At 64.4% G+C, this 16,648-nt stretch carries 16 protein-coding genes; 8 read left to right on the top strand and 8 right to left on the bottom strand.

The genetic code is table 11. The features are described from left to right. Positions 1–35 precede the first annotated feature (35 nt). The 3 genes from EDF56_RS15015 to EDF56_RS15005 all read left to right on the top strand — a co-directional run bounded on the left by EDF56_RS15015 (position 36) and on the right by EDF56_RS15005 (position 1,695). Positions 36–602: a (2Fe-2S)-binding protein gene (locus EDF56_RS15015; protein ID WP_132388820.1), complete on the top strand. Its 567-nt coding sequence runs from the start codon at positions 36–38 to the stop codon at positions 600–602. 13 nt (positions 603–615) lie between these two features. Further along, a complete protein-coding gene (arsC, locus tag EDF56_RS15010; protein WP_132388818.1) occupies positions 616–960 on the top strand; it encodes an arsenate reductase (glutaredoxin) in 345 nt (114 codons plus the stop codon). Positions 961–1,062: 102 nt separating this feature from the next. Beyond that, positions 1,063–1,695: a methyltransferase domain-containing protein gene (locus tag EDF56_RS15005; RefSeq protein WP_132388816.1), complete on the top strand. Its 633-nt coding sequence runs from the start codon at positions 1,063–1,065 to the stop codon at positions 1,693–1,695. Between the two features lie 88 nt (positions 1,696–1,783). Here EDF56_RS15005 and EDF56_RS15000 read toward each other — a convergent pair whose 3' ends face one another. Further along, positions 1,784–2,593: a hypothetical protein gene (locus tag EDF56_RS15000; RefSeq protein ID WP_132388814.1), complete on the bottom strand. Its 810-nt coding sequence runs from the start codon at positions 2,591–2,593 to the stop codon at positions 1,784–1,786. Positions 2,594–2,674: 81 nt separating this feature from the next. Between EDF56_RS15000 and lipB the strand changes: the two genes are divergently transcribed. Further along, positions 2,675–3,358 (top strand): lipoyl(octanoyl) transferase LipB, encoded by a 684-nt coding sequence (gene lipB / locus EDF56_RS14995; RefSeq protein ID WP_132388812.1) that lies wholly within the window; start codon positions 2,675–2,677, stop codon positions 3,356–3,358. Next, the gene (locus tag EDF56_RS14990) at positions 3,355–3,678 is read left to right on the top strand and encodes a hypothetical protein (RefSeq protein WP_132388810.1); all 324 of its coding nucleotides are present in this window, start codon (positions 3,355–3,357) and stop codon (positions 3,676–3,678) included. Before lipB ends, EDF56_RS14990 begins: the two co-directional genes overlap by 4 nt. Here the strand turns inward: EDF56_RS14990 and EDF56_RS14985 are convergent. Both EDF56_RS14985 and EDF56_RS14980 read right to left on the bottom strand, forming a co-directional pair. Then, positions 3,659–4,609, bottom strand: coding sequence for a CoA ester lyase (locus EDF56_RS14985; RefSeq protein ID WP_132388808.1), 951 nt, complete (start codon positions 4,607–4,609; stop codon positions 3,659–3,661). The genes EDF56_RS14990 and EDF56_RS14985 overlap by 20 nt on opposite strands. A gap of 304 nt (positions 4,610–4,913) precedes the next feature. Further along, positions 4,914–6,080: a GNAT family N-acetyltransferase gene (locus EDF56_RS14980; protein WP_132388806.1), complete on the bottom strand. Its 1,167-nt coding sequence runs from the start codon at positions 6,078–6,080 to the stop codon at positions 4,914–4,916. A gap of 159 nt (positions 6,081–6,239) precedes the next feature. Between EDF56_RS14980 and EDF56_RS14975 the strand changes: the two genes are divergently transcribed. Beyond that, entirely contained in the window at positions 6,240–7,331 is a 1,092-nt protein-coding gene (locus EDF56_RS14975; protein WP_132388804.1) for a fatty acid desaturase, read from the top strand. A 273-nt stretch (positions 7,332–7,604) separates the two neighbouring features. Here the strand turns inward: EDF56_RS14975 and lptG are convergent, their stop codons facing one another. Both lptG and lptF read right to left on the bottom strand, forming a co-directional pair. Then, complete coding sequence (gene lptG, locus EDF56_RS14970) at positions 7,605–8,702, bottom strand: LPS export ABC transporter permease LptG (protein WP_132388802.1); 1,098 nt, start codon at positions 8,700–8,702, stop codon at positions 7,605–7,607. A gap of 6 nt (positions 8,703–8,708) precedes the next feature. Next, on the bottom strand, positions 8,709–9,941 hold the full coding sequence (lptF, locus tag EDF56_RS14965; protein ID WP_132388800.1) for an LPS export ABC transporter permease LptF: 1,233 nt from the start codon (positions 9,939–9,941) through the stop codon (positions 8,709–8,711). 349 nt (positions 9,942–10,290) lie between these two features. Here lptF and EDF56_RS14960 point away from each other — a divergent pair, with 349 nt between their 5' ends. Continuing rightward, positions 10,291–10,839 (top strand): hypothetical protein, encoded by a 549-nt coding sequence (locus tag EDF56_RS14960; RefSeq protein WP_132388798.1) that lies wholly within the window; start codon positions 10,291–10,293, stop codon positions 10,837–10,839. A gap of 55 nt (positions 10,840–10,894) precedes the next feature. Here the strand turns inward: EDF56_RS14960 and clpS are convergent, their stop codons facing one another. The 3 genes from clpS to EDF56_RS14945 form a co-directional block, all read right to left on the bottom strand. Then, positions 10,895–11,176, bottom strand: a complete 282-nt coding sequence (clpS, locus tag EDF56_RS14955; RefSeq protein WP_132389544.1) for an ATP-dependent Clp protease adapter ClpS — start codon at positions 11,174–11,176, stop codon at positions 10,895–10,897. Positions 11,177–11,520: 344 nt separating this feature from the next. Further along, complete coding sequence (locus EDF56_RS14950) at positions 11,521–12,717, bottom strand: phasin family protein (RefSeq protein ID WP_132388796.1); 1,197 nt, start codon at positions 12,715–12,717, stop codon at positions 11,521–11,523. 569 nt (positions 12,718–13,286) lie between these two features. Then, complete coding sequence (locus tag EDF56_RS14945; RefSeq protein WP_132388794.1) at positions 13,287–15,182, bottom strand: alpha/beta fold hydrolase; 1,896 nt, start codon at positions 15,180–15,182, stop codon at positions 13,287–13,289. A gap of 216 nt (positions 15,183–15,398) precedes the next feature. Between EDF56_RS14945 and EDF56_RS14940 the strand changes: the two genes are divergently transcribed. Continuing rightward, on the top strand, positions 15,399–16,598 hold the full coding sequence (locus EDF56_RS14940; RefSeq protein ID WP_132388792.1) for an LL-diaminopimelate aminotransferase: 1,200 nt from the start codon (positions 15,399–15,401) through the stop codon (positions 16,596–16,598). The last annotated feature ends 50 nt before the right edge of the window (positions 16,599–16,648 follow it).

The following is a 16,648-nucleotide window of genomic DNA, read 5'->3' as shown; positions in this document are numbered from 1 at the left end:
TGGAATCCCGCCTCTGCCATAGTTAAGGAAAGCCGATGGCGCGCCTGACCCTCAACGAGCATCCGGTCGAGATCGGCATGGATCCGCAGACGCCGCTGCTCTGGGCCTTGCGCGAAGGCGCCAACCTCACCGGCACCAAGTACGGCTGCGGCACCGGCGATTGCGGGGCCTGCACCGTCATCGTCGACGGTGCCGCACTGCGATCCTGCCTTGTCACGCTGAGTGAGTGCGAGGGGCGATTCGTCACCACCATCGAAGGGCTCTCGCAAGACCGGTCGCACCCGGTGCAGCAGGCCATGGTGGCCGAGCAGGCCGTCCAGTGCGGCTTCTGCACGCCGGGCATCGTCATGGCCGCTGCCGCACTGCTCGGCCGCAATGCGAATCCGTCGGAGGCCGAGATCGGCACCGCCATTCCGAATCTCTGCCGCTGCGGCGTCCATCCGCGCCTGCTCTCGGCGGTCCAGCGTGCCGGGCGCGTGATGCGGCGCGAGGAAACGATCAGCGCAGCGCCCGCCTCCGGCATCGCCCCGCAGGACGCGGCGCGCGCGGTTCCTGCGCTTGGCCGGGAACCCGGCGCCGCTCTCACCACTTCATCTGAGTAAAGAGGAAAAGCCCATGAAGGCCACCATCTGGCACAACCCCAAGTGCGGCACATCGCGCAAGACGCTTGCCGTGCTGGAGGAAGCGCCCGGCGTCGAGGTCACCGTGATCGAATATCTCAAGACCCCGCCGAGCGCCGAAAAGCTTGCGCAGCTCTACAAGGACGCGGGCATCACGCCGCAGCAGGGGCTGCGCGTGAAGGGTACCGACGCCGCCGAACGCGGCCTGCCCGAGGCGGACGATGCGACGGTGCTCGCGGCCATGGCCGCCGAGCCGATCCTGATCGAACGCCCGCTGGTTGAGACCGACAAGGGCGTGCGCCTGTGCCGCCCTATGGAAAAGGTCCACGAGATTTTGTAATTGCTCTGCAACATTGCCTAGCGGCTTGCTTGCAATGTGCACCCCGATCTGCCACGCCTTCGCCCTTCGCAGGACGACAACAACGCGAGAGTCTTCGCCAGCATGACCAGTACCGAGCTTGCCCGAGAGGCGCTCCCCGAGCGAATCAAGCGAAAGATCAAGCACAGCCTCGGACCTTGGGGTGTGTTCATTGAAGGGTTCCTGCGCAACCCGGTGATGGTCGGTTCGATCGTCCCCTCATCGCGCTTCACCATCAATCGCATGTTGGCGCCCGTCGACTGGGCGAACACCAAGCTGTTCGTCGAGTACGGCCCCGGCGTCGGCACGTTCTGCCGCCCGGTGCTGGACCGACTCGGCCGCGACGCGCAGCTCATCGTGATCGACACGAACCCGCTGTTCATCGACTATCTGCGCCGCACGATCACCGACAGCCGCTTCATCGCGGTGCTGGGATCGGCCGCGGACGTCGAGGATATCGTGCGTGCGCACGGCCATGAAAAGGCGGACTACGTGCTGTCCGGCCTGCCCTTCTCGACCCTGCCTGACGGTGTCGGCCCGGCCATTGCTGCTGCCACCTACCGCGTGATCCGCAAGGGCGGCGCGTTCCTGGTCTACCAGTTCACGCCCAAGGCCAAGAGCTTCATGGCGCGCCACTTCAAGCGCATCGATGACGCCATCGAGCCGATCAACGTCCCGCCCTGCTTCATGTGGTGGGGCTGGAAGGACGAGGACTGAGACGTCCCGCTCCGGCAAGACAAACAAAACAAAAAGGCCGGCGCTCCACGCGCCGGCCTTTTTGTTTGTGGGTTATGAGTAGGGCCGCTTATTCGAACGGGCTGGTGAGCGTCTCTGCCGATCCGCCGGAAAGCTGGCGGTGGATCTGCCCGATCACCGCCACGAAATAGAGCACCATGACAGTCGCCAGGATCGATCCGATCACCGCGCCCGCCAGCTCGGCAATCGCCTTGGGCGCCAGCAGCGCAATTGGCAGCGTCGCGACATTGCCCAGGATGAGCAGGGCCATCATCGCCAGCGACAGCAAGGCGTAGAACCCGAAAATCCGCGCCGTATTGCCGCGCGTCAGTTGCCACGACCGCGTCAGTGCATGCAACGGGTTGAACACCCCGTCGACCGCGATCACCGGCGACGTCAGCGACAGCCGCACGGCAACGGGAATGACGAGGACAAACCCCAGCGCCAGCCCGATCACCGCACCCGCCGTGCCGCCCACCGCCAGCAGCATGGCCGGCGCGAGCAGGACCGCGGTAAGCCCCATGCCCATCAGGATCTGCGCGGCAAGATAGGGCAACAGCCCCTTCAGCCCACTGCCGATCGCCTCACCCACGGTCGGGCGGCGGTCGGTATCGAGCAGGCAGAGCAGCGAGAGCGTGCCCAGCGCCTGACAGAGGAACACGGGAATCATCACCGGAAGAATCGACGTGTAATACGTCTTCGCCGCGTCGATCACCTGTTGCTCGGTCATTCCGCTGGCCATTTCGGGCGCCGGGAAGAAGGTCGTGAAGGCCAGCTGCGGCAGCAGGAAGAAGACCCCCGCGATGGCAAGGACCACTTCCTTGTTGGCGGAAACCGCGCGGCTTGCCTCGTTCCAGGCCCGGTTGCTGTCGAACGTCATTGCTGCTCCTGCACCGCCATGATGAGGCGGTCATCTCAAAGTGGCTTGATAACCGCAGGGAATGACGCCACGCAACGCAGCATGACTTTCCCTACGACTTTGGCCGGTGATATCGAACTGCGCGTCAGCACCGAACAAGTGCCATACCGCGCCGCCCTTGAGGAAATGACCGCCCGCAACGCCGCGATTGCCGCAGGCGAAGCGCGCGAGCTGATCTGGCTGCTCGAACATCCTCCCGTCTACACCGCCGGCACCAGCGCGGCCGTGGCCGAACTGCTCGATCCGCGCTTCGAAGTGGTCGAGGCCGGACGCGGCGGACGCTATACATACCACGGCCCGGGCCAGCGCATCGCCTATGTTCTGCTCGACTTGCGCAAACGCGCCCGCGACGCGCGCGGCTTCGTCCATGGCCTTGAGGGCTGGGTAATCGACACGCTGCGCGATTTCGGCGTCGAAAGCTTCCGCAGCGAAGGCCGCATCGGCATCTGGACCCAGGATATCGACGGGCGCGAGGCCAAGATCGGCGCCATCGGCGTGCGCATCCGCAAGTGGGTGACGATGCACGGCTTCGCGGTGAACATCCGCCCGGATCTGGCGCACTTCACCGGCATCGTCCCTTGCGGGATCGAGGAATTCGGCGTCACCAGTCTGGCGCGGCTTGGTCACGACATCGATTTCGCGCGCTGGGACGCGGCGCTGCTGGCCCACGCCGATTCCTTCCTGGCCGCGCTAGACCGCCCCTGCCCTCCGGAGAAGCCTGCATGAGCCTGCCGTATCGCCCTGCCGCCATCGTGCTCCCCGCGCTGGCCGCGCTGGCCCTGACGGGCTGCCACAAGCAGGAAGAGGCGAGCAACAAGGCCGCAAGCGGCGCCGCGCTGCTGTCCCGCTCGGTGACCGACGACATGCCGCCCTACGACACCGTGCGCTCGCAGAACCCGCATATGGCGCCCGAGGAGAGCGCGCCCTCGGCACGGCGGGCGGCACCTGCCGACGCCAGCGAAGCGCCCGCCGACAGCGATGCCGACGCGGCGGCCGCTGCCGCAGCGGATGTCGAAGCCGCGCAGGTCAAGCCGGCCGGAGAATAGCCCCGCGCCGCAAGTCCTCGCCTGAACCGGCAGCGATGCCGACAGGCCTGTCCGCCTGCGTCAGGGTGAGCTGGGCCAGCGCAAGATCCGCCCGGTCCACCATGCGGCCGCAGACCGCCAGCGAACCGAGATGCGGGCTAGCGGCAAAGGCTGCGACGATCTCGCGCGCTTCGTCGAATTCCTCGGCCGGCGGCGCGAAAGCCCGGTTGATCACCGCGACTTGCGCCGGATGGACGGCGAACATGCCGGTAAAGCCGTCCGCTCGGGCGCGCAGGGCCGCTCGCTCCAGCCCCACCTCATCCTCGAAATGCTCGAACGGCGCCTCGATCGCGCGGATGGCCGAGGCATGGGCCGTGAGCAGGACTTGCGCCCGCACGAAACGGCAGGCGTCGCTCCAGCCCCCCTGCCCGTCGCGCCGCTGCCGCACGCACAAGGCGGCGCCGAGCCCGCCCGCACTCCAGGCAAGGCCGTCAAGCCGCTGGTGCGTCGATTCCAGATAGTCGGAGATATGCAGCGCCGCCGTCGGCGTTTCGCCGGCGACGGGCATGATCCGCGTCGAGCCGGGTGCAAGGCCATTGCGCTCCTCGTGCCCGTAGATCTCGCTGGCGAGTTCGCGCACGGCGTCCGGACCGCTCGCCCGCGGCAGGATCACCCCTTCGGGGCCCGAGCCCATGATCGCGGCAAGGTCTTCGCGCCATAGGCCCGATTCGAAGCTGTTGATCCGCACCCAGCGTGCCGTCGGCCGGTGGCCGGTGCCGGACGGGCGGCTCGCGGCCAGCCACTGGGCAGCATGGCGGCGCCCGGTCTCCCGCGCCTCGCGCGGGACGGTATCGCCGAGATCGACCACCACCACGTCGGCCCCGACGCCTTGCGTCATGCCGAGCCGCTTTTCGTTGTTGCCGGGTACGATCAGCCAGGATCGATACTTCATCGCGCGCCCCTCATTCTTCCTGTGCGAAAGCCTAGGAGGCGAGCAATTAAGAAATGCTCTTTGCGAAGCGGGCTCGCGAGGGTGCTGGAGTGAAATTTAGTTCACGCGGAGGCGCGGAGGCACGGAGAAACGGGCCGGTACGGCCCCTCGGATCAACGCGGCTGCCACCGCGCCAGAACGACACGGCAAGGTCGCCCGAAGCGCAACACCTTCGCGCCTTCGCGCCTCCGCGCGAACCAAAAAAAGCCCCCGCTTTCGCGGGGGCGCCATGAACTAAAATCAGGAGAAAGACGGAAAGCCGTCCTCAAAGCGCCTTTTCGTAGATCACGTATTCGCGGTTGACCTTGCTGTTGATGGCATCGGCAATCGCCACCATCCCCTGGTTGTCTTCAAGGATCCAGCCGATCTCACCGCGCTTCGCACCGAACTTGGCGGTGGCCGAACGGCGGATGTACTCGATCATCATGAAAGCCAGCTGGCTGGCCAGACGCGAAGATTGCAGCTTCTTGCGCACGCCCATCAGCGGCACGCGCATGTCGGCCGGATTGGGCTTGCGCAGCCACAGCAGCAGCTTGATCAGGCCGAACAGGCCCGGCTTGCCCTTGGGACCGTTAAACCGCTTCTGCGCCTGGTTGAGATCGGGCCAGGTCATCATGAAGGCCACGGGCTCGCCCTCGTATTCCGCAATGCGGATCAGCTCAGGGTGGACCAGCGGCTTCAGCGCCTTGCCGGTGTACTCGATTTCCTTCTCGGTGAAGGGAACGAAGCCCCAGTTGTCCGACCAGGCATCGTTGAGGATGTCGCAGATCAGCGCCGCTTCCTCGTTGAAACGCTTAGGATCGACTTCGCGGATGCGGATCTTGGCGTTCTTCTCGCCCGAGGAGACGATGCGCTGGACCAGCGGCGGGAACTGCTGGGTCACGTCCAGATCGTAAGTATAGAGCGTCTTGGCGGGCGTATAACCGCTGCCTTCGATCCACGGCTGGTAGGCCGAATCATGGTGCGCCATCATCACCATCGGCGCATGGTCGAACCCGCGCACCTGAAGGCCGGGCTCTTCCCAGACCGAGAGGTTCATCGGCGCCAGCACGCGGGTCATGCCCTCCGCCCGCAGCCAGTCCTCGGCGGTGGCGATCAGGGCCTTGGCGACGTCTTCGTCCTCGGCCTCGATCGCGCCCCAGTTGCCGGTGCCCGGGCCCATGCCCTGCTCCAGCGGCTGTTTCACCGCCAGTTCATCGATATGCGCCGATATGCGCCCGACAACCTCATTCCCGCGCTTTGCCAGGAACAGCTGGCCCCGCGCATGATCCCAGAACGGGTTCTTGCCGGGGGTGAACTTGGAGACTTCCTCCGAGCGCAAGTTGGGCACCCAGTTTTGATCTGACGCATTGTGCCGATAAGCGTAATCGACAAAGGCGTTCCTGTCGGCCTTGCTGGAAACGGGTGTGATGACTAGTTCGGCTTTGGCCACGATCCTGCCTTTGTTCCGCGTTATGGGACTTTCAGGATCGCGACCTGCGGCCGGTGCCTGCACCTTGTCAAGCAGATGCAAGGTGAAATCCGGGGCCCGCCGCTCGCAAAACCCGTACCGGGCCGGCTTTTTGCCAGATGACTTTGGAATTTTGATCGTATGACCGCCCAGGAAGCCATCGACCTGTCCCCCAGCGCCCCGCGCGAAGCGGCCGGACACGTGCGCTCTTCGCAGATCCCCGACGACAAGGAGATGCTGCGCGCCGCCGTGGAATTGACCCGCGATATCGCCACCGCGCGCCCGGGGATCTACTGGCCCGACATGCTGGGCTCGGCCGCAGTGGGCTATGCCGCGCTGGCCGCCACGATCCTGGCGAGCAATCCCTGGGTCGCGCTGGCCTGCGGCGTGCTCTCGGCCCTCGCGCTCTACCGCGCGCTGCTGTTCATTCACGAGCTGACGCATATCCACCGCGATGCGCTGCCCGGCTTCCGCTTCGCGTGGAATCTGCTGGTGGGCATTCCGATGCTGATCCCCTCGCTGATGTATGAGGGCGTGCACACGATCCATCACACCCGCACCCGCTATGGCACCGTGGAAGACCCTGAATACCTGCCGCTGGCGCTGATGAAGCCGTGGAGCCTGCCGGTCTTCGCGCTCACCGCGATCCTGCTGCCGGTGGCGCTGCTGATCCGCTCGGCCGTGCTGGTGCCGCTGGGCGCGATCGTTCCGCCAGTACGCAAGCTGGTCTGGGAACGGGCCTCTGCCCTCGCGATCAACCCGCAGTTCGGCCGCCGCCCGGCCGAGGGCCCGTTCGCGCGCATGGTGTTCTGGCAGGAACTGGGCTGTTCGGTCTGGGCAATCGCCGTGCTGGCCGCCAGCTACGCCTATGGCTGGCGCCCGCTGATCATCGCGCTCTGCGTAGTCTCGCTGACCGCCTTCCTCAATCAGGTCCGCACGCTCGTCGCACACCTGTGGGAGAACGACGGCGATGCCATGACGGTGACCGCGCAATACCTCGATTCGGTCAACGTACCGCCGCCCGCGAAGTTCTCCGAGCTGTGGGCGCCGGTGGGCCTGCGTTACCATGCGCTGCACCACCTGCTGCCCTCGATGCCCTACCACTCGCTGGCCGAGGCACACCGCCGCCTTGCCGCGCAGTTCGGCTCGGGATCGACCTATTCGAAGGCAAACTACCCCGGCCTGATGCCGCTGCTGGAACGCCTCGCGAAGAGCACGATGCAGGCGCGCTGATTGACGGTGTTGGATATGAAAAAGGCCTCGCGGATTGCGGGGCCTTTTTTGTTTGGGGAAGGAAGAGGAGATTCTGGGGCCCTTCGACAAGCTCAGGAGATCCCCCAGACCCGCAGAATGTCTGCGTTGCGGCGTGCTCTATCCGTTCTGCGCCCACTTCGAGCCGGGAGACATTAATGGCCTGCGGCCGCAAAGGGCGCACGTCGCCTTAGGCACGCGCGACGAAGACGGTAATGGGGGTGCAGGGGGGCCATGCTCCCCTGCTTTAACCTTCTACTCTTCGGTCCGGATCAGCACCGTCTCGCCAATCAGCGCAAACAGCACGAACGGCGCCCATGCCGCGATCAGCGGCGGATACCCACCGAAGTTACCCATCGCCAGTGCTGCGTTGTCGAGCACGAAGTAGGCAAAGCCCAGCGCCATGCCGATCACGGCGCGAATCAGCAGCTGGCCAGACCGGGCAAGACCGAACGCGGTCACCGCGCCCAGCAGCGGCATCAGTACCGAGGAGAACGGCCCCGACAGCTTGTGCCACCACGCCGCCTCAAGCTCGCTGGTGCGGCGACCGGCCGCCTTCAGCGCCTCGATGGAGCGCGTCAGCTGGAAGATGTTTTGCGAATCCGCGTCCACGTTCGCGAGCATGATCTTGGCAGGCGTAATCCCCGGCGCCACGGTCACCGCGGCGGATCGCGACGTCGTGATCGTGGCCACGTCAAAGCGGACCGGATTTTCGAAACGCCAGCCCGGATTGGCGAACGTCGCGCGATCGGCGCGAAGCTTTTCAGTGATGATGGCGGTGTCGTCACGATGGTAGAAAGTCACATCGTGCAGCACCATCGCGTTGCCATCCCCGTCGATGTTCCCCGCGATCAGCAGATCGCGCCCATCGGACATGTAGAGGTTGGCCTTGGCGTTGGAACTCTTGGGGATCGGCCCGTACTTCACGGCCTGCCAGGCATTGAGCATCGCCGTCGCGCGCGTGACGACGCGCTCGTTGAAGGCAAGGCTTCCGGCCGAGATCACCAGCGCGGACAGGAACAGCGGCGCCAGCACCTGATGCGCGGAAAGGCCCGCCGCCTTCATCGAGATGACTTCGCTGTTCTGGTTCAGCGTGGCCAAGGTGATGATCGTCGCCAGTAGCACCGAATAGGGCAGGAACCGCGCGATCAGCTGCGGCACGCGCAAGGTGACGTAGTAGAGAAGCTGCGCCTGGCCATTACCGTGATAGGCAAGGATATCGCCGCTCTCACCCAGCAGGTCGAGTACCTGGAGCACCAGCACCAGCATAAGCAAGACCGCGAAGATGCGGGTGACGAACAGGCGCGCGAGATACCAGGTCAGCGAGCGCGAAGGGAAGAATTCCATCTGCATCCGGGATCAGGCCCCGCTTTCGGGGGCGGGTTCAGGCAGGATCGGCCCATGCCGCCGCCGTTTGAGCAGCGACTTGAACCATTTGATGACGACGTCGGAGCCCTTTTCAAGCCAGCCGATCGCCTGTCCGCCGGGTACATAGGCAACGCGCCAGTACATCCACACGATCAGCGCACCGAACAGCGCGAACGGCCCCCAAAGGCCAAGGATCGGATTGATCCGGCCCAACGAGGCCACGTCGGCCGCGTACTGGTTCACCTTGTGATAGGCGACCACCATCACGATCGAAACGAACAGGCCGAGCGCCGAAGTCGAGCGCTTGGGCGGGATCGCCAGAGCCACTGCCAGCAAGGGCAGCAGCAGCATCATGATGACTTCCACCATGCGGAAATTGAAATTGGCCTGACTGGAAATCCGTTCCTCGCGCGGAAGGCTCTTGTTCCAGCCGAGTCGCATCAGTTCGGGCAGCAGGTACTCGCGGTCCTGCCCGCCGCGCTGACGGAAACGCTCCACCTGCGGAAGCTCGATCGGCAGGTCATGCCGCGTAAAGCTCAGCACGCGGGGGTCCCTGCCCGGCATGTCCTGAATGATCTGGCCATTGTTGAGCCGCAGGATGATGGTGTCCGGCTGGCCCTTCAGCGCAAGGAACTGGCCCTCGCGCGCGGAGATCGACATGACTTGCCCGTTCCTGTCGGCAACGCGCGCAAAGATGCCGATCAGGCGGCGGCCGTCATCCTGGCTCTCGTCGATGCGAAGGGCGATGCGGTCCTTGAGCGACGTGAACTCGCCCACCTTGATCGAGGCACCGAGCGCGCCCGACTTCAGCTCGTAGTTCAGCTCTTCGTAGGCGTAGCGCGCGAGCGGCTGGAGATAGCCGACAATCGCGAAGTTCGCCCCGGCCAGCAGGATCGCAAGGATGTAGGGCACCCGCAGCAGACGCGTGTAGCTCAGCCCGACGGCGCGCATGACGTCCAGTTCGCTGGATGTCGCCAGCTTGCGGAACGCCAGCAGGATGCCGAGCATCAGCCCGAGCGGAATCGCCAGGCTTGCATATTCGGGAAGCAGGTTGATCAGCATCTTGAAGACGACCCCGATCGGGCCGCCCTCTGTCGCGACAAAGTCGAACAATCTCAGCATCTTGTCCATGACAAGCAGAGACGCCGCGAGAAGGAAGATGCCGATCATGGGCATCAACACCAAGCGGAAGATATATCGGTCGATGGCGTTGAGGAATTTCACGCTGGTAGGTTCACCGGAATGTCGTCACAAAACCGTGCACTTGAGGCCCTTAAACGCTTGCCGCAGGTGGGCAAAGCGAATTGTCCACCGCTGCGTGCACAACACGCCTCTGCGGGGTCTCAAAGCGGCGGAAGGCCACGGATCTGCGGCAGAATGAAGCCGGCTGAGCGGTAGCGACCCCAAAGCCACCCATCATCGATTAACTATCTGTTATCCAATGATTTAACTGTTAAACGGTGCCGTTTCACGATTGCGCGTGCGCCCCAAGCTCCGAAGAGCGGCGGCGAATTGGCCTCCTGCAAACGGCGGGCGGCCCACTGCAATTTCCTGAAAACAGGCTCTCCCCCCGATGCCGCCAGAACTGCCTCAGACAGAATTTTTCAATACCGAAGCGCTCTTCCTTGCCGAGCGCGAGGTCCTGGGATCGAGCGGCGCCGATTTCGTGCGAGACCTTGAACGCTTTGCCCTCCGCGCCGAAATGGCCGAGAAATCCCAGGCCGGGATCGTGGTGCTCGAAGCGCTGGTGATCTTCGGGCGGGCCGGCAGGACGCTTGACGAGGATCGCTGGAACCTCCTTGCCAACGAGGCCGCCGCCCACGTGCGCAAGGGTGAGGAAGAGGCGGCGGCGAGGCTACTGACACCGCATGACGCGCAGCTTTCCGTCGAGACACTGGCGCCGACGGTGGAACTTGCCCGAATGGTGAGGGTAGAAGGAGCGACAGACTCGCAGAGCACGGGACGGTCGCGCTGTGCTGCCATCATCGCGGCACTGTTCCGCGCGCTGGCCAGCCATTTCGCCGGGATCTGCATCGAGGATTGCCCCGCGGATGCCGGTGCGGTCGATGCCTCTCCAGAGGATATCGATGCGCCCGAGTCGGTGTCCGAAACCGACACCTGATCCAGGTCATCTCAAGGGAGGTGCCGCAACTGCGTCACCTCTCAAAAAAGCCCGATCAGGCCTTTTCGAGCGTGCACTGAAGCGGGTGCTGATTCTGCCGGGCGAAGTCCATGACCTGGTTCACCTTGGTTTCGGCGATCTCGTAAGGGAAGATACCGCAGACCCCCACGCCCTTCTGGTGGACGTGGAGCATGACCCGCGTCGCCTGCTCAAGATCCATATGGAAGAAGCGCTTGAGGACCATCACCACGAATTCCATCGGGGTGTAGTCGTCATTGAGCATCAGCACCTTGAACTGGCTGGGCTTCTTGGGCTTGGCGCGGGTCTTGGTGGCAATGCCGACCTGCTCGCTGCCATCGGTATCGCCCCCTTCCGAATCGGGGCCGCCGACCGTGAGGCCGGCAGTGGCCGCAAGCGTGCCTGGGACGTCAGCATGCGCCAAAACGGCGCACAGGGACGCAGGAAGGCTCGGGCAGGAATCGGACGTGGGGGAATTCATGGGAACAGAATATCGTATCGCCCCCCCGGGAAACAAGGTCTGCATCGAACATTGTCGCCTTTGGGCGAACTACGACCGGATGGATCGCTCCATCCGGTCGCTGGATCGACGTCGACAGGACTGCCCGGGGACGGTCCAGCCCGCCTGATTCAGGGTGAACCCGAAATCAGGCCGGCCGAAGATCAGACCGATACGTGGCGGGCCTTTTCCATGGCCACGCTGACGCGGCCCGAGATCGGGGCGATCGCATCGCTCACCAGCTTGAGCATCGTTTCGCTGTTCTTCGAGCCGTAAGCGACGGCGGTGTCGAAGTTCTTGCGCAGGATGTCGCCCTGAAGCTTGAAGAAGTCGGTCGGCGACTTGACGGCGGCGAGTTCCTTGATGTCGCCCGAGAAGGTCGCGAACGAGGTGCGGCCTTCGGCAACCAGTTCCGAGCTGATGCCCTGAAGGCCCTCGGCGAGGATCTTGCCCGATTCCACCACGGCCTCGAGGTTGCCCTTGGTGAAGTCACCCAGCTCGCCCATCAGGCTGGAGCTCTTTTCGAAAGCAGCCTTGGCCTTGCCCTGGGCCTCGGTAACGGCATCCTGGAAAGCATTGATATTAGCGCTCATGTCCATCGTGGTATCCTCGAGCATGAAGTTGGAGATCAGTCCTGCGAAGCTAGTCTTGGCGGCCCCTGTTGTTCCGGGGCCTGTCTTGGTCGCGCTGCCGGGCGTGGCTTTGAGGCCGTCCGGCTTGCCGGCCACCGGGGCCGGCTTGGGAACGACAGGCGCGCGCGCAGCGACTGCCGGTTTGGTAATGATCTTGACCTTGCTGGCCGTCAGCTGCGGAGCCGCCGTTTTCGCAGCGACGGCTGCGGGCTTGGCCGAGGCAAGCTTGGCTGCTGCAGCCTTGGCCGGGGTTTTCGGCGCGGCCTTGGGCTTTACGGAGCCCTTGGGCTTAGCCGCGACTTTCGGCTTCGCCGGCGCCTTGACGGCAGGTGACTTCACGGGAGGAGCCTTGGCCGCGACGGGAGCCACCGGGGTCGGTACAGCCTTGATTGGCGCTGCCACGACGGGTTCGGGAACCGCAGGCGAAACCGGTGCCGGCTTGGCGCTCTCCACCGGAGCCGTTTTGGCTTCGGCGGGCGCCAGCGGCGAAGTGACAGGCGCAGATGCCGCTTTCGCTTCGGGCATCGGGGCAGTCACCGGCTTGGCTTCGGAAGCGGCCTTCGCAGGCGCGGCCTTGCCACTGCCGATTTTCGTTACATTCTTGGCCGAGAGGTCTTTCGCAACCGCACCCTTATCGGCCTCGGCCTTTAGAGCGGTCGGGGCCTTTTCAGCCGCAGCCGCATAGGCCTTTTCAGCCAACGCGTCGTCCTTGTCTTCGTTGCCGGCCATCTGACTGTTCCTGCGTTCCTGGCGAGAAATCGTACTGATAGACGATGTCCGAGCCATGGGCGCCACGTGACCGTTATACCGATCCGCATGCCCTGCCAGCCCGGCGTGACTGCAAACTTGGAAGTCCCTGCGATTCGTTAATTCGTTTGTTGCGTTGCACAATATGCGTTCGCGAAGGCGGTGTCAATCGCCTTATGCTGCACTGCAACATCAATGCTGCAGTGCAATGGATGCCCGATTTGAAGGGAGTTCGCGCGCCTGCCTGCGGCCCAAATCCTGGCCGGCCGCAGTCCGTTGGCGTCGGTTCTAAGCCACTGAAACGCTCATGCAAAACGCGATTGCACCCGAAATGGAGCAAAGCGCGCCGATGCTTCATCGGCACCTGCCGCGCCGCTCCAGAACCCCAATGGACCGGCCGACACGGCCCGATCAGGAGCCGATACACGGCAAACCAAGTCGGCATACCGTTTGAGATGCAAGGCGAAACGTTGGAAAGCGTTCGGTGTCTGTCTGTAAATCCGGCCGGTGCCGCGCCGAAATGCCCGGACGGGCATTTTCCGGGCAGCCTCTCAGCGCATCGTGACGTAGCGGCCTGGTGCGTCCTCTATCGCCTGATCGCCGCGCCCTCCCGGCCGGCGCTTTCCGCGTGCGGGCACTTCCGCCGGGTCGAGCGCGCGCAGCCACTCGGCCCAGTGCGGCCACCAGCTTCCCGGATGGACCTCGGCACCATCGACGAAGGCCTCAAGCGTGTCCGCCCCGGAATCGTTGGTCCAGTACTGGTACTTGTTGGCCGAGGGCGGATTGACGACGCCGGCGATGTGGCCGGAACCGGCCAGCACGAAGGTCGAGGGACCGGAAAGGTAGTGCGTCAGCTTCCAGACGCTCTCCGGCGGCGCAATGTGATCCTCGCGGCCCGCCTGAATGTACGTGGGCGTCGCGATGCGGTGGAGGTCGATCGGCACGCCGCAAGCCTGCAGCGAATCCGCCACCACCATCCGGTTGTCGCGATAGAGATCGCGCAAATAGCTGCGGTGCCAGCCTGCCGGCAGATTGGTCACGTCGGCATTCCAGTGGAGCAAGTCGAAGGCGGGATACTGCTCGCCCATCAGGTAGTTCTTCTCGACCGTGCTCCAGATCAGGTCGTTGCCGCGCAGGATGTTGAACGTGGCGGCAAGATAGCGCCCGTCGAGATAGCCTTCGGGCGAGAGCTTGCCGATCGTCTCGATCTGCTGGTCGTCGATGAAGTTGCGAAGATCGCCCGCGTCCTCGAAATCGACTTGGGCGGTGAAGAACGTGGCGCTGGCGACTTTGTCAGCCTCGCCCTTGCGCGCCAGCACGGCCAGCGTCGCCGCCAGCGTGGTCCCCGCCACGCAGTAGCCGATGGTGTGGACAGCTGGCACGCCCAGCCGCGCGCGCACATGGTCGATCGCCTCGATCTGCGCAGCGATGTAATCGTCCCACACCAGATCCGCCATCGACGCATCGGCAGACTTCCAGGAGACCATGAACACGGTCACGCCCTGCTCCACCGCCCAGCGCACGAAGCTTTTCTTGGCGTTGAGGTCGAGGATGTAGAACCGGTTGATCCATGGCGGGAAGATCAGCAGCGGAGTCTTGAGCACCTTGTCGGTGGTCGGCGTGTATTGGATGAGCTGGTAGAGCGGGGTCTCGAACACGACCTTGCCCGGGGTCACCGCAATATTCTCGCCCAGCACGAAGGCGCCGGGGCGCGTATGGGTAAGCTGGCCCTTGCGCATGTCATCGAGCATGTTCTCGAAACCGCGGATCAGGCTCTCGCCCTGCGAATTGCGGGCGGCCTCCAGCGCGACCGGATTGGTCAGCGGGAAGTTCGCCGGGCTCAGCGCATCGGCAATCGTCTGTGCGGCGAACACCAGTTGCATCTTCCGCGCGGGCTCCAGACCTTCGGCCTTCTCCGCCATGCCGACGAACTGCTCGGTCAGCATCAGGTAGAGCTGGTGAATCACCGCAAAAAACGGCTGGCGGCGCCATTCCGGATCGGCAAAGCGGCGGTCCGATCGCGGCAGGTCCGGACCGTCGGCGCCGCGCGCCTCCTGTGCTTCGGCCTGCGGGCCAAGGCCGTATTGGCCCAGCACTGCATTGATAAGTTCCGCCGCATCGTTCCAGAGACGCTGCTGGATCGCCGGATCGGACAGCGGCAACTGACGTACCACCGATTCCGCCGTGGCAACCCACTTGGCAGGATCGGACCAGTGCGCCTTGCCCTCCTTCGCCTTGCCGAGCTGATCGACCTGAAAGTCCGTCCAGATCGAATGCATGCGGCTGGCGATCTCCGCCCAGTGCACTGCATTTTCGGCTTCGGGCGTGCCTTCCTTGGGCACGAGCCCGCCGAACAGGCCGGTAACCTGGCTGGCATGGTCGCGCAGGAGATTGGCCATGAGGTTTGCGGCCAGATCGGGGGCAAGATCGTTGGCGTCGGTCGCCATGTGCGGTCGAACTCCAGTGCGGGGCGGGATCCAGAGCGAATCCCTCGCCCGCCATTCCTATCGATTGGGCCGCCGCTCGCCAACCAGACAAAACTTGCGCGTTACCGCGATTTCCCAACACACGATTGCGCAAGCCCCATTTGCGCTGCGCCTTTATTCCCCTACAGGGACCGGCGCGGCACTTTCCGCCGCAAGCATCATGGATTCTCAGAGGTCATGGAAGACGAGTTCTACCGCATCAAGCGACTGCCGCCCTACGTTATCGCCGAAGTCAACGCGATGCGTCATGCGGCCCGCCAGGCGGGTAAGGACATCATCGACCTCGGCATGGGCAACCCGGACCTGCCGCCGCCCGCCCACGTGATCGACAAGCTGTGCGAAGTGGCCCGCAAGGAAGACGCGCACGGCTATTCGGCCTCGTCCGGCATCCCCGGCATCCGCAAGGCCCAGGCGAACTACTATGGCCGCCGCTTCAACGTCGATCTCGACCCCGAGACCGAAGTGGTGATGACGATGGGGTCGAAGGAAGGCCTCGCCAGCCTCGCCACCGCGATCACCGCGCCGGGCGACGTGGTGCTGGCCCCCAACCCCAGCTACCCGATCCACACGTTCGGCTTCATCATTGCCGGCGCGACGATCCGCTCGGTTCCTACCACGCCGGACGAGCGCTATTGGGAATCGCTCAACCGCGCGATGGCCTTCACGGTGCCGCGCCCGTCGATCCTGATCGTGAACTACCCCTCGAACCCCACGGCCGAGACGGTGGACCTGGCGTTCTATGAGCGTCTCGTCGCCTGGGCGAAGGAGAACAAGGTCTGGATCCTGTCCGACCTTGCCTATTCGGAACTCTATTTCGACGGCAACCCGACGCGCTCGATCCTCGAAGTGCCGGGCGCCAAGGACGTGGCGGTGGAATTCACCTCGATGTCGAAGACGTTCTCCATGGCCGGCTGGCGCGTCGGCTTCGCGGTGGGCAACCCGAAGCTGATCGCTGCACTGAAGCGCGTGAAGTCCTATCTCGACTACGGTGCCTTCACGCCGATCCAGGCCGCTGCCTGCGCCGCGCTGAACGGCCCGCAGGACATCGTCGAGAAGAATCGCAACCTCTACCAGAAGCGCCGCGACGTGATGGTCGAAGCGTTCGGCCGCGCCGGTTGGGACATTCCCAGCCCCAAGGCCTCGATGTTCGCATGGGCCCCGCTGCCGCCGGCACTGAAGGACATGGGCAGTCTCGAATTCTCGAAACAATTGCTCACCCATGCCGAAGTCGCGGTCGCACCGGGCGTCGGCTATGGTGAGGACGGCGAAGGTTTCGTGCGCATCGCCATGGTTGAAAACGAGCAGCGGCTGCGTCAGGCGGCGCGCAACATCAAACGATACCTTGCGTCGATGGGCGTCAACACACCGGCGGGGTGATGCCGGACAAAATTATAACGACCTAAAGGCTGAAGCACGTAAAACCGGGG

This window comes from Novosphingobium sp. PhB165 (genome assembly GCF_004341845.1).
Taxonomy (GTDB): Bacteria; Pseudomonadota; Alphaproteobacteria; order Sphingomonadales; family Sphingomonadaceae; genus Novosphingobium.
This window is presented reverse-complemented; position numbering and strand designations above follow the sequence as displayed.